This window comes from Corallococcus sicarius (assembly GCF_003611735.1).
Taxonomy (GTDB): Bacteria; Myxococcota; Myxococcia; order Myxococcales; family Myxococcaceae; genus Corallococcus; species Corallococcus sicarius.
Genome location: NZ_RAWG01000284.1, coordinates 1 through 12732, shown reverse-complemented (window position 1 = coordinate 12732; position 12732 = coordinate 1). Strand labels below are relative to the sequence as shown.

Sequence of the window (12732 nt, the reverse complement as noted above, 5' to 3'; positions counted from 1 at the left end):
CGGTGGCGGTGGGGTGCCTGCTGGCCATGGTGATGCTGCTGTACATGCGGGGCGTCAACCGGGAGCTGCCCCTCTTCCTCGTGGGGCTGACGTTCGCGGCGGCCGAGGGCGGGGCGCGGCTGCACCTGTCGCCGCTCCTGGTGTCGCTGGCGGCCGGAGCGCTGATCGCGAACCTGGATGAGCGCGAGGGCCGGCGCATCCACCTGGCCATCCAGCAGGCGGGCCTGCCCGTGTTCGCGCTCTTCTTCGCCGCGGCGGGAGCGGGCTTGAAGCTGGATGCGCTGGTGACGGTGGGGCCGGCCGCGCTGCTGCTCGTGGCCCTGCGCGCCCTGGCCATCTGGTGGGCCTGCCGGCGGTTCGCGCCCTCGGAGGATCCCCGCCTCAAGCAGTACCTGTGGATGGGGCTCATCTCCCAGGCAGGGGTGACGTTCGGGCTGGCGGCGCTCGTGTCGCGCAGCTTCCCGTCGTTCGGGCCGCAGGTGGAGGTGCTCATCATCGCGATGATCACCGCGCACGAGCTGGTGGGGCCGGTGCTCACGCGACGCGCGCTGGTGGCCAGCCGCGAAATCCGTGCGGAAGAGGCGGGCGGCGGCGCATAGTGGAGGCACGCTTTTCCTGCCAGGAGCCACCTTCCGTCATGCCCCCCACCATCGCCCCCATCCTCGAGGTGGACGTGGACCACCCCTCGCCGCGCCACATCGCGCGGGCGGTGGAGGTGTTGGAGAAGGGCGGCCTCATCGCCTACCCGACGGACACGTACTACGGGCTCGGCTGTGACTTGAATTCCAAGAAAGCAATTGAGCGGCTTTATCAGCTCAAGGGCCGCGACAAGAAGAAGCCGCTGTCTCTTTTGTGCCCGGACCTGTCGGACGTGGCGCGCTACGCGCACGTGAGCAACTTCGCCTACCGCGCGATGAAGGGTCTCACTCCCGGTGCTTTCACCTTCATCCTGGAAGCCACGCGCCTCGTTCCGGAAGTGATGATGACGAAGCAGAAACAGGTAGGACTGCGTGTCCCTGACGCAGCCCTCCCACGCGAGCTGGCAAAAGCGCTGGGCCGCCCGCTCGTCACCACGTCAGCGACACATACCGATGGTACGGTTTTGTCTGACGCGCGCGACATCAAGACGGTGTTGGGCCACGGGTTGGAGCTCATCCTTGACGGTGGCGTCACGTTGAACGAGCCGTCCACGGTGGTTTCACTCGTGGGCGATGCGCTTGAAATCCTCAGGCAAGGGAAGGGTAGTCTGGAGGCCTGAACCCGAACCAGAGGGGGGAGCCTTGGCCGAGGGGGACCGTCTAGCAGCGCCAGTGATTGTCGACATTCCGGAGCGCGTGCCGAGCACGCTCGCGCTGCTCGGGCTGTTGATGATGAGGCCCATTGATCTGCACTACCGCCTGCGCGAAGCCGGCATCCGCTCGCCCGCGGGACGCATCGGACAGCTCTGGCGTGAGCAGGCGGAAGGGGGCCGCGCCGCCGGGGCCTTCGTCGGTCGGATGCTGTTGCTGCTCGTCGTCCTCTCTCCCGGGCTCACGGCGCTGATGGGGCTGGGGCTCTATGTGATGGGTGTGCCGATGCGGGGCGTGTGGATCCTCTCCGCGGCGCTGTGCTCCGCGGTGGGGCTGGTGGTGGCGCTGGTGTCGGGGCTCGCGTCGGGGGTGCTGCTGGGCTCGCTCGCGAGCGTGTCGATGCTCGCGGGGCTGCACGCCACGGCGGGGGGCGCGTTCGGGCCGGAGTCCGGCGGCATGGCGGCGATGGCGGTGGGCGTGTGCCTGGGCATCGTGTCCGGCCTGTCGGCGGGGAGCATTGGAGGGCTGGCGAGCGGACGCGGGCCGACCGTGCGCAACGTGCAGGTGGCGGCAATCGCCACGAGCCTCGTGCCCATGCTGGTGTGGAGCGGCGCCTCGTCGGTGTCCTTCGCGGGCGCGGTGGCCGCGAGCGCGCTGGTGGCCTTCCTGGCGTGCGCGTTCCGGCTGCCGTTCTACGCGCTGGAGGTGCTGGCGCAGGCGGTGGCGTACGCGGTGGAGCGCTTCACCGGGCGGCCCACGCTGCGGTGGGTGCCGGTGCGGCATCACAACCTGAGCTACCTGCCGCACCCGTTCCTGGGACGGCACCTGGCGCTGGCGGTGCGCTCGCGGCCCGCGGAGGTGCTGGCGGTGGCGGACGCGTGCCTGCGCTCGCCGGGCAACATCCTGGTGGGCTGGCCGTGGGTGGTGGAGGCGCTGGAGCGCGCGCACGCGCAGGAGGCCGCCGCCGAACCCCACGCGTGAGGCGTGGGGCCCCGGCTCCACGGCGTGGCCGCTACGGCGTCGCGGCCGCGACCTTCTCCACCTGGGTGACGACCTTCGCGCCCACGGCGTTCGGGGCGTAGGTGAGGCGGACGGTGTCCCCGGCCTTGAGCCCCGCGAGGGACGCCTTGAGCTCCTGCTTCGGGTTGTCCAGCACGTAGGTCAGCGGCGGGGCGTTCTTCGTGGCGCCCGCGAGCTGGAGGGACGTCGCGGTGAGCTCCTTCAGCGTGCCGGTCCGCGTCTTGGTGGACGTCGTCGCGGGAGCGGGCTCCTGCGCTCCTGCCGTCGCGCCCATGCTTCCGAGGGTCAGGACCGCCATCCACATCCAGCCTTGTGCACGCAGCATCGGTTGCTCCGGGTCGGGTGTTCGCGAAGACAGGTCTTCATAGCCCGCATCCGTGACGGACACGTGTTCCTTCGCTACCCTCCGGGCCCATGGAAGGACTGCTCGACGCGTTCATCGCCTTCATCCGCGCGGAGCGGGGGCTGTCCGGCAAGACGGTGGACGCCTACGCGGCGGACCTCACCGTGTACTTCGAGGACCTGCGCTCCCGGGGCAAGGACGACGTGGGCCGCGTCACGCAGGAGGACGTGCTCGCGCACCTGACGACGCTGGGCAAGCGGGGCCTGGGCCGCCGCAGTCAGGCGCGGCACCTGGCCGCCATCCGCGTCTTCCACCGCTTCCTCATCGCGGAGCGGCTGGCGGACAAGGATCCCACGGAGGACGTGGACACGCCGAAGTCGCCGCGCAAGCTGCCCGTGTTCCTCACGCTGGAGGAGGTGGAGCAGCTGCTCGCCGCGCCCGACGAGCGCACCGTCACCGGCATGCGCGACAAGGCGATGCTGGAGGTGCTCTACGCCACGGGGCTGCGCGTGACGGAGCTGTGCACGCTGGAGCTCAACAACGTGCAGCTCACCGCGGGCTACCTCATCGCGAAGGGCAAGGGCTCCAAGGAGCGCATCGTCCCGCTGGGGCGCGTGGCCATCGAGAAGGTCCAGACGTTCCTGGCGCTGTCCCGGCCGGAGCTGCTGGGCCGGCGCGAGGCGAAGGCGCTGTTCGTCACGCCGCGCGGCGGAGGCTTCACGCGGCAGGGCTTCTGGAAGCTGCTCAAGCGCTATGCGCTGAAGGCCGGCATCCTGAAGCCGCTGTCACCGCACAAGCTGCGGCACTCGTTCGCCACGCACCTGGTGGAGCGGGGCGCGGACCTGCGGGCGGTGCAGCAGATGCTGGGGCACGCGGACCTGGCGACGACGCAGATCTACACCCACGTCAACGGCGCGCGGCTGCGCAAGGTGTACGACGAGTTCCACCCGCGCAGCGATGCGTTCAAGCCGAAGCCCACCGCCCGGAAGCGCCAGCCCACGACGTGACATGGGGGGCGGACCGGCGCGGGGGAGGGGACGGCAAGCGTCCGGCACCCCACGGACCCGCTGTCCCTCAGCCGACGCGCTCCTGCACCCAGGTCGGGGGTTCACAACCCGGCCCTGCTCCGCCGCGAGGATTCGCGGAAGGAATGTCATTCATGGGAGAGCGCATGTCGCCTTGGCTTCAAGTGGGGTTGTTTCTCGCGGTGTCGTGGCTGGCGGTCGGGACGGGCTGCGGTCCGGTAGAGGACCTGTCCGGAGCGCCCGTCGAGGAGCCCGGCATCGTCGAGCAGCCCGGCACCCTCGAGCAGGAGGCGGCGTCAGCGAATGGGCTGTCCTTCAACGGGCTGTCTTTCAATGGCATGTCCAGCAACGGGCTGTCCTTCAATGGGCTGTCGTTCAACGGGCTGTCCAGCCAGGGACTGGCGTCGTCCCAGTTCGTCACGTGGTTCCAGACGAACCCGACGCTCGCCGACATGGTGATGCGCTACGTGGTGCGGTGCGCGGTGCCGGCGGGGCAGCTGCGCAGCTACCGCAACCCGGTAACGGGGACGACGCATACGTGGGCGGGGTTGCTCGGCCTCGCGCCGGATTGGGCCCAGGGCCAGCGGGCCACCACGACCGAGCAGCAGGTGGTGTCGGCGTGCCTGGCCGCGCACACCACCAACTCCGGGACGACGATGGCCATCTCCGTGCTGGGGCTCAATGGCAGGGGACAGGCCATTCCCTACAGCTCGGTGGAACTCTCGGGCTTCGCCAAACAGGAGGCCTGCTTCTTCGGGAACCTCTTCACGGATGAGGGCATCTACGTGGCCAGTGACCAGGGCCTGCTGCGTGGGAGCCAGAGCTCCCCGCGCGGTTGTGCGCTGTCTCCGGGGCCGCTCGAGCGGGTGGAGGAGAACTGTCCGCCCATCGTCCCGCTCTCGAGCTGTGATGTGTACTGCGAGTCGAGCCTCTTCAAGCCCTATCACTCGCGCTGCACCTACCAGGGCAGGAGCTACCGGCCCATCACCACGCGGCTGCGGAGACAGGATGTCTTCGAGTGTGGCGACGGCATCTGCCAGTTCACCGAGTCGTGTGGCCTGGGCACCAGCTACCGCAGCTGCCTGCGCGACTGCGGGCCCTGCAGGTGATGCGGGGAGGGCGACTCCTCGGGCGTGGCGACACGCTGGGGGCCCGCGTCCGGCTCGCCAGCAGCCGTGAGGCGGACACACGCTGGCCCATGACCCAGCGCACAGGCGCGCTGGAGCAGCGTGCGAGCCCGCGCTGAATCGCGCCGCGCGCTGGCCACGCCGTACTGCACCAGCTCCGAGAGCACCGCGCAGGCTGCCGCGTCATGATCGTCGCAGGCCAGCTGGCACGCCCCGACGCCGCGGCACGGCTCCGCCTCCCAGGGCCGCGAGGGGGTCCCGGGCGCGGCCCCGTCCGGAGGTGTGATGGGAGGCTCCTGCTCGCGCCAGGCACGCGCCTCCTCCTCGCTGAGGACCCGCACGTTGCCGCGTGGCCGCGAGGTCCCCACCGCGATCCCCAGCACCAGCACCAGCAGTCCTGCACCGAGCGAGGCGCGCATGGGCAGCCCGACAGGACGCGGGCGGGCGGCACGGGGTGGAGTGGGCGCGCCCGGCACCGTCCACTCCGCGCGCTCCGTGCCCGCCTCCGGAGGAGGGGGCGTCAGCAGGCGCGTGCGCTGGAAGGCGAGCGCCCAGGCCGTGCTGAAGAAGGTGACGCACACGAACGCGAACAGGATCCCGAGGGCCTCGCCCCCGCTGCCCGACATGGCAGGCCCGATGGCGGCGAAGGCCACGCCATAGCCCGCGGCCGCGATGCCGGTGGACAGGCCCACGGCGCGCCAGAAACTCCAGAGGGGGCGCTCGCCGCGCACGCGGCGCAAAAGCCACTGCAGCGCGTAGACGCCGACCGAGAGCTTGCCCCACACCTCCATCAGCTCCGGCACGCCGCCGTGTCCGTTGTCATCCACGCCCCCCAACCACGCGTAGGCGCGCAGCAGCCACTGTCCCAGCTGGCGCAGCCCGCTGCCGGGGAGCCCGCTGTCGTTCAGGCCGATGAGGAGCATCATCATCCAGCCGAAGTGGCAGACCACCATGAAGGTGCTCTGGGTGCTGACGAGATAGCCGCGCAGGTGCTCGGCGAACGCCAGCGCCAGCCGGTTGCCGCGAGGGGGTGTGCCGCCCATGGCCGCACTCTATGATTCAATCCGACGCAGTTCTCGCCGAGTGCAGCTCCCGATGCTGCCGCGTCACTGCACACCAGGTTCGAGTGCGATCCCCGCACGCGGAAGTGCCTGGACTGAACCCGCCGCGGTAGCGCCGTCCCGAGGCCCCAGCAGGGCTTCTTCTACTCCGGGTGATATTTCCACCCGCACGAGCCGTGGTGGCGTGGTCTGCTCCCGGCTCGTGGAAAGGGGTGGCCCTGGACCCGCGGCGGGCCCGCGCCTTTCGCTGCGGCGTGAGTGAATCCGGGCACTTTGGACCTCTCGGGCCGCTTGCGTGAGCCCTTCGTTGCCCGGGGTCCCCCTGCCACCCTGGAGACGACCTGACCCCGGGATCCGGGCGCACGGGGCTCCAGGGGAGTTCGAGAAGGCCTCCCCGCTTGCTCTGAAATCACGTATAGGCCCCCCCAAACAAATTTCGCGGAACACGAGCGGCCCGCTCGGGGGGAGTTGTCACCCCCGTGACTGCTCTGGAGGAATGGATGGAGTTGTCGAGTCTCGAGTCGAATTTCTGGGCGGTCGCACCCGGCGTCATCGGCGCCGTGGGACTGCTCTTCTCCGCGTTCTTCTACTTCCGCGTCAAGGCACTTCCGGAAGGTGACGCGACCATGAACCGCATCGCGGGCTACATCCGCGAAGGCGCCATGGCGTTCCTCGTCCGCGAGTACAAGGTGCTCGCGGTCTACTGCGCGGTCATCGCGGTGATCATCGGCCTGACGCTGGGAGGGCTGGCGAGCGGGAGCTTCGTGCTCGGCGCGTTCCTGTCGCTGCTCGCGGGCTACATCGGCATGAAGGCCGCGACGTACGCGAACGTGCGCACCGCGCAGGCCGCGCGCACCGGCTCCAAGCCGAACGCGCTGCTGGTCGCGCTCGACGGCGGCGCGGTGATGGGGCTCGCGGTCGCGGGCCTGGGCCTGGTCGGCATGGGCGGCGTCTACTACGCGTTCCAGGGGCATTCGCAGCTCGCCCCCATCCTCCACTCGTTCGCCGTGGGCGCCAGCTCCATCGCGCTCTTCGCGCGCGTGGGCGGCGGCATCTACACCAAGGCCGCGGACGTCGGCTCGGACATCGCCGGCAAGGTCATCGAGAACATCCCCGAGGACGACCCGCGCAACCCCGGCGTCATCGCCGACAACGTGGGCGACAACGTGGGTGACGTGGCCGGCATGGGCGCGGACATCTACGAGTCCATGGTGGCCGCGCTCGTCGCCGCGATGGCGATCGCGCTGACCGCCAACGCGACGGAGCTGTCCCGCCTCGTGGTGGACCCCGCGGCGACGACGGCGAGCGCGAAGGTGGCCGGCGTGGTGCTCCCGCTCGTGCTGTCCGCGGTGGGCCTCGTGGTCAGCCTGCTGAGCATCTTCATTGCTCGCGCCTTCAAGCACCTGAACCCCGCGCAGGTGCTTCGCAGCGCCCTCATCCTGCCCCCCGTCATCCTGGTGGGACTGTCGTTCGTGATGATGCAGGTGTTCGGCCTGTCCCAGAACATCACGGTGGCGCTGGCCGCGGGCGCCTTCGGCGGTGCCATCATCGGCCTCGTCACGGACTACTACACGTCCTCCACGCCGGTGCAGCGCATCGCGGAGGCGTCCATCACGGGCGCCGGCACCAACCTCATCCGCGGCCTCGCCGTGGGCATGGAGAGCGTGGGCATCTCCATGGCGACCATCGCCCTGGTGGCGTACATCGCGGACCGCGCGCTCGGCCTGTACGGCATCGCGATGGCGGCGGTGGGCATGCTGGGCGGTACGGCCGTCGTGATGACGGTGGACGCCTACGGCCCCATCTCCGACAACGCGGGCGGCATCTCCGAGATGTCGGGGCTCGGCCCCGAAGTGCGCGCCATCACCGACGAGCTGGACGCGGTGGGCAACACCACGGCGGCCATCGGCAAGGGCTTCGCCATCGGTTCGGCGACGCTCACCGTCATCGCGCTCTTCTCCGCGTTCAACCTGGAGGTCAACCACACGCGCATCGCCGCCGGTCTGCCGGAGATGAGCCTGCTCTTGACCAACCCGAACGTCATCGTGGGCATGCTGCTGGGCTCCATCCTGCCGTTCCTGGTGGGCGCCTCCACGATGCTCGCCGTGGGCCGCGCCGCCGGCGCCATCGTGGAAGAGATTGGCCGTCAGTTCCGTGAGATCCCGGGCCTGATGGAGCTCAAGGCGGACCCGGACCCCAAGAAGATCGTCGACATCGCGACCAAGAGCGCGCTGCGCGAGATGATCTTCCCGGGCCTCATCGCCATCGTCGCCCCGCCGCTGGTGGGCTGGGTGCTGGGGCCGTCCGCGCTGGCGGGTCTGCTGGCCGGCGCGCTGATGGTCGGCGCCACCATGGCCCTCTACATGGCCAACGCGGGTGGCGCCTGGGACAACGCGAAGAAGTACATCGAGAAGGGCAAGCTGCCGGGCCACGCGAAGGGCTCGCAGGTCCACAAGGCCGCCGTCGTCGGCGACATGGTGGGCGACCCGTTCAAGGACACCTCCGGTCCGGGCGTGGCCATCCTCATCAAGGTCATGAGCGTTGTCTCGCTGCTCGTGGCCTCGCTGATCGCGCTCCGGTAGTCAGTGTTTGAGATCCGCCGCCCGCCCGCAGGGGGCCGGGCGGCGGATCGTACTTCTGGCTGGGACCTTGTAGGGCAGAGGACAACCCACCAGGAGATGTCGGACGGGGTCTTGGGGCAGTGGGCGGGCGCGTGTTTACACTTCACCGTGTTCCGCTGACAGAGAGGTGTTCCATGGTCCTGGAGCTCACCCCGCAGCAAATCGACCTCCTCCACGCCTGCCTGGCTGAGAGCACCGAGGAGCTGCACGACGAGGTCCTCCACACCGATCATCTCCAGATGCGCCTGGAGCTGAGGGAGAAGCTGGACCGGTTGCACGCGCTCCAGCGCCAGGTGGAAGCCCTGATGCAGCAGCAGGAGCAGCCGTCCCTCTGACGCGGGCCGTGGCCCCCGAAAGACTGGCCCGCATCCGAGGCGGCGCGAAGACACACGCCGCCCCGGTGCTGCCCACTTCAGCGGACGCTAGAGCCGGACACCGTTGCAGTACGGCTGGCCATTCGGCTGCGTGAAGCAGGTCTGTCCGGACGGACAGGTGCCGGTGGAGCTGCACTTGGGGCGACAGAGGCCCTCACCGGAGCCATTGCTGAGCCAGGCGCAGGTCGTCGTGGTGCCGCGGCAGGCGCCCGTTTCGACCTCACAGGCGAGTCCCTGCTGGGTGCTTCCCAGGGTGTCGTCCGCCTCGACGGCATCCGTACCGCAAGCCGTGAGCCCGACAGCGCACAGCACCACGAAACACAGAGAACGCAACATGAGGACCTCCAGGGGGTGGTGAGGAGTCCTGGAGTTTGCCGAGTTCAGAGCATCGAAGCGACGAGTTCGTCGAGCTGGTCCATCGTCTCGCGCAGGCCGTGCTCCATGCCGGAGGCAAGCGCTCCCTCGAGTGCTTCCTTGGACGGATACACCTCATGCGACACGAGGTGCGTCCGGCCGTCGCGCTCCTCGAAGGTGACGGTCACCTGCACGGGTGAGTCGGGGAATGGCTCGAAGATCTGCGTATAGACAAGCCGCGTGTGCGGGGTCACTTCGGAGTAGGTGCCATAGAAGCTGAATGCATTGCCGCCGCTCCGCACGTGGTAGCGGTAGGACCCGCCCACGCGGACGTCGGCCTGGATGTCCACGAGGTCGGCGCAGTGGGACTTGGGAGCCCACCAGCGCTTCACGAACTCGGGCCGCGTCCACGCGTCGAACACGATGCGCGCCGGTGCGCGGAACGTGCGGGAGATGAGGATCTCCCGGTCGGACTTGAGCTCCATGGAGGTGGCGCTCCGGGGGGACTCACTTCTTGCTTCGGCCATGGGACTTCTCCTCTTGCTGGAGCTCCTGGATGAGCTCGTCCATTGCCTCGAAGCGCTCATCCCAGAGCTGGTGGTAGCGCTCGAGCCATTCGTGAAGTTGACGCAGGGGTTGTGCGCGCAGCTCGTAGAGGCGCTGCTGGGCCCGCGGCTGCACGTCGACGAGGCCCGCTTCCTTCAAGACCCGCAGGTGCTTGGACACCTGCGGCTGATTGAGCTGCAGCCGCTCGCCAATGTCGTTCACCGCGTGGGGCCCGGAGCGCAGCAACTCCACGATGCGAAAGCGGTTGGGGTCCGCGAGCGCGGCGAACGTCTCGATCATGTCCACAATATGCCCATCAGGACATATGTCCGTCAAGGCATATATCGGACCTGAGAGGGACGGCGCCCGGCTGTCCGCCAGGTCCGTCCCCGTCCAGGACCGGTGGGTTCAACCCGCCATCAGCTCCCGCCCACGAGCTCCACCACGCTCAAGCCATAGGGCTCGGTGATGGTGCGCCGGGGCACGGGGGCGGTGTCTCCCTCCGCCAGCGGGGCCACGCGGATGAGGCCCGCCGCCATCAGCCGGTGCACCGACCGCGACGCCGCCAGCTCTCCCATGGCCGCCGTGCGCAGCGCCTGCCGGATGCTCCGGCTGCCCCGCAGCTTCGAGTACAGGTACAGGTCATCCGCCGTCAGATCCGGCGGGGCAGGGCGGGGGATGGGCTCGAACACGAGCCGCCCGTCCAACGCGAACAGCTCATCACTCAGCGCCAGCGTCAGCCCGACCTCCGCCTCGCGGTACAGCGCGTGCGCCTCCGGCACCGGCCCGCGCTCCAACACCTGCGCCGCCAGCGCCACCGCGTGGTCGTACTTGCGCGAGGACAGGAACGCGCGCACCAGCGCCAGCAGCTCCGTGAACTCCGTGGACTCGCCCACCTGGAGCCCCTTCGTCCGGTGCGGCGCCAGCGCGCCCCGGCGGTACAGGTGCAGCACCCAGCGCGCGGCGAACAGCGGCGCCTCCCGCGCGCTCGCGAGCAGCTCGCCCAGCGTCGCCCCACCGGCGGCCAGGTCCAGGAGCACGTCCTCCTCCTCGGAGAAGGTCTCCACCGCGAACTCGCGGAACACGCGGAACGTGGTGTCCAGGCGGGGGAAGATCTCCCGGAACATCGCCCACTCGCGCAGGCGCGCCACCGCGTCCCGGTCCAGCGTGCTCAAGGGCAGGCGCAGCCCCACCGCGCGCCCCGACAGGGGCAGGCCCGGCGTGAACTCCACCTCGCCCGACTCCCAGGCATAGCAGTCGAAGAGCGCCTCGCGCGCCTTGTGCTCCATCGCCTCGATGAGCTGCGACAGGTCCACGAAGCAGCGCTGCACCAGGTAGGTGCCATAGGGCATGTTCGCGCCCTCGGCCGCCTCGAACGCCGCCGCCGCGCGGGGCGCATCCAGGATGCGGAGGTTCACCAGCACCTGCGCCAGGTGCTCGCGCGGATCCGTGGAGGCCACGCCCACCAGGTGCCCATCCCGCAGGTAGAACTCCCGGCGCACCGCGCCTCGCTCCACCCGCAGCGTCCCCTCGAGTCCCGGTGTCGAGTAGAGCGGCGGCAACACCAGCTGGAGTCGGTAGCTGGCCAGGTTTCCCGTGAACGCTTCCATCCTGTGGCGCCCTCCAAGGCGGGCCGACTGCTGCGTCAGCCGCCAGGGTAGCGGTAGACCCGAGCCCTCTCAACCCCCCGGAACTGCTGGGATTTTACTGGCCTGACGCAATATTCCAGGCGGGAGTGGGGCGCGGATGTGGGGCGGTGGATCCCGGACGCCAGCCTCAACGGAAGGTTGCAGGGCCGGAGCGGGTATGCGAACGAGCCGGTGTCCTCCACCCGTCATTGGAATGGCAATCGCTATGCGGACTCTCTCAGGTGTCCAGTCGTCCGGAAGGCTGCACATTGGCAACTATTACGGGGCGATGCGGCAGTTCGTGCAGCTCCAGGATCAGGGCGAGGCGTACTACTTCATCGCCAACTACCACGCGCTCACCACCGTGCGGGATCCCAAGCTGGCGCTGGAGCTGACGCGCGACGCGGCGCTCACGTACCTGTCGCTGGGCCTGGATCCGAAGAAGGCCGTGCTCTTCCGCCAGAGCGACGTGAAGGAAGTGGTGGAGCTCTACTGGATCCTCGGCACCGTGGTGCCGCAGTCGAACCTGGAGCGCGCGCACAGCTACAAGGACAAGGTCGCGCAGGGCATCAGTCCGGACTTCGGCCTCTTCGCCTACCCGGTGCTGATGGCGGCGGACATCCTGCTCTACAGCGCGGACGCCGTGCCCGTGGGCAAGGATCAGATCCAACACATCGAGTTCGCGCGCGACTGGGCCGTGAAGTTCAACACCCAGTACGTGCCCGGCTACGACCCCGCGGATCCGGAGGGCAAGGAGCGCGGCCACGCGCCCGGCATCCTCAAGCTGCCTGCGGCCCACCTCCAGGAGTCCGCCGCGACGGTGCCCGGCATCGACGGGCGCAAGATGTCCAAGTCCTACGGCAACACGCTGGAGCTGTTCGGCGAGGAGAAGGACATCAAGAAGCGGATCATGTCCATCAAGACGGACTCCACCCCGGTGGAGGCGCCCAAGCCCACCCAGGACGCGCCGCTCTATGACCTGCTCAAGCTGATGCTCCCGGCCTCGGAGTTCGCGGACGTGGACGCGACGTGGAAGGCCGGCGGCAAGGGCTACGGCGACTACAAGAAGAAGCTCCTGGAGGCGTTCCACACCACCTTCGGCCCGGCCCGTCAGCGCCACGCGGAACTGCTCGCGGACCCGGGGGAGGTGGAGCGCATCCTCCAGGACGGCGCCCAGCGCGCCCGCGCGGAGGCCACCCGCCTGATGGACCAGGTGCGCCGCGCCGTGGGTATTCCCTGAACACCTGTTCCTGTTCGAATGTTTGACCCACCTGGAAGGCACTGTTAAGGAGATCTGTCCCTCCCGGCACGCGCTAAAGGCCGGAAATTCGGGCCCTTGCGCGA

Annotated in this window: 13 protein-coding genes and 1 pseudogene; 8 read left to right on the top strand and 6 right to left on the bottom strand. The window is 69.4% G+C overall.

The window, feature by feature from the left end; genetic code table 11:
• The 3 genes and pseudogenes from D7X12_RS32110 to D7X12_RS32100 all read left to right on the top strand — a co-directional run.
• Window positions 1–599, top strand: a pseudogene (locus tag D7X12_RS32110) (cation:proton antiporter); the annotation flags it as partial.
• 38 nt (window positions 600–637) lie between these two features.
• Window positions 638–1258, top strand: a complete 621-nt coding sequence (locus tag D7X12_RS32105; RefSeq protein WP_120629048.1) for an L-threonylcarbamoyladenylate synthase — start codon at window positions 638–640, stop codon at window positions 1256–1258.
• Window positions 1259–1367: 109 nt separating this feature from the next.
• Complete coding sequence (locus tag D7X12_RS32100) at window positions 1368–2270, top strand: hypothetical protein (RefSeq protein WP_244224910.1); 903 nt, start codon at window positions 1368–1370, stop codon at window positions 2268–2270.
• A 31-nt stretch (window positions 2271–2301) separates the two neighbouring features.
• On the opposite strand, the gene D7X12_RS32095 is transcribed toward D7X12_RS32100, so the two are convergent.
• Complete coding sequence (locus D7X12_RS32095) at window positions 2302–2607, bottom strand: hypothetical protein (protein WP_120629046.1); 306 nt, start codon at window positions 2605–2607, stop codon at window positions 2302–2304.
• A gap of 116 nt (window positions 2608–2723) precedes the next feature.
• Here D7X12_RS32095 and xerD point away from each other — a divergent pair, with 116 nt between their 5' ends.
• Together xerD and D7X12_RS32085 are read left to right on the top strand one after the other, a co-directional pair.
• Complete coding sequence (gene xerD / locus D7X12_RS32090; protein WP_120629045.1) at window positions 2724–3659, top strand: site-specific tyrosine recombinase XerD; 936 nt, start codon at window positions 2724–2726, stop codon at window positions 3657–3659.
• Window positions 3660–3823: 164 nt separating this feature from the next.
• Window positions 3824–4786, top strand: coding sequence for a hypothetical protein (locus D7X12_RS32085; RefSeq protein ID WP_120629049.1), 963 nt, complete (start codon window positions 3824–3826; stop codon window positions 4784–4786).
• Here D7X12_RS32085 and D7X12_RS32080 read toward each other — a convergent pair.
• On the bottom strand, window positions 4747–5847 hold the full coding sequence (locus tag D7X12_RS32080; RefSeq protein WP_120629044.1) for a hypothetical protein: 1101 nt from the start codon (window positions 5845–5847) through the stop codon (window positions 4747–4749). The genes D7X12_RS32085 and D7X12_RS32080 overlap by 40 nt on opposite strands.
• Before the next feature lie 518 nt (window positions 5848–6365).
• Between D7X12_RS32080 and D7X12_RS32075 the strand changes: the two genes are divergently transcribed.
• Window positions 6366–8447, top strand: coding sequence for a sodium-translocating pyrophosphatase (locus D7X12_RS32075; protein WP_120629043.1), 2082 nt, complete (start codon window positions 6366–6368; stop codon window positions 8445–8447).
• A 173-nt stretch (window positions 8448–8620) separates the two neighbouring features.
• Window positions 8621–8821 (top strand): hypothetical protein, encoded by a 201-nt coding sequence (locus D7X12_RS32070; protein WP_120629042.1) that lies wholly within the window; start codon window positions 8621–8623, stop codon window positions 8819–8821.
• A gap of 87 nt (window positions 8822–8908) precedes the next feature.
• Here D7X12_RS32070 and D7X12_RS32065 read toward each other — a convergent pair whose 3' ends face one another.
• From D7X12_RS32065 to D7X12_RS32050, 4 genes are all read right to left on the bottom strand, one after another.
• Window positions 8909–9196 (bottom strand): hypothetical protein, encoded by a 288-nt coding sequence (locus D7X12_RS32065; RefSeq protein ID WP_120629041.1) that lies wholly within the window; start codon window positions 9194–9196, stop codon window positions 8909–8911.
• 44 nt (window positions 9197–9240) lie between these two features.
• Window positions 9241–9741 (bottom strand): SRPBCC family protein, encoded by a 501-nt coding sequence (locus D7X12_RS32060; protein ID WP_120629040.1) that lies wholly within the window; start codon window positions 9739–9741, stop codon window positions 9241–9243.
• Complete coding sequence (locus D7X12_RS32055; RefSeq protein WP_120629039.1) at window positions 9722–10060, bottom strand: ArsR/SmtB family transcription factor; 339 nt, start codon at window positions 10058–10060, stop codon at window positions 9722–9724. The genes D7X12_RS32060 and D7X12_RS32055 overlap by 20 nt, the downstream gene beginning before the upstream one ends.
• Window positions 10061–10179: 119 nt before the next feature.
• A complete protein-coding gene (locus tag D7X12_RS32050) occupies window positions 10180–11370 on the bottom strand; it encodes a DUF4388 domain-containing protein (protein ID WP_120629038.1) in 1191 nt (396 codons plus the stop codon).
• Window positions 11371–11614: 244 nt separating this feature from the next.
• Here D7X12_RS32050 and trpS point away from each other — a divergent pair, with 244 nt between their 5' ends.
• Complete coding sequence (gene trpS, locus D7X12_RS32045; protein WP_120629037.1) at window positions 11615–12628, top strand: tryptophan--tRNA ligase; 1014 nt, start codon at window positions 11615–11617, stop codon at window positions 12626–12628.
• The last annotated feature ends 104 nt before the right edge of the window (window positions 12629–12732 follow it).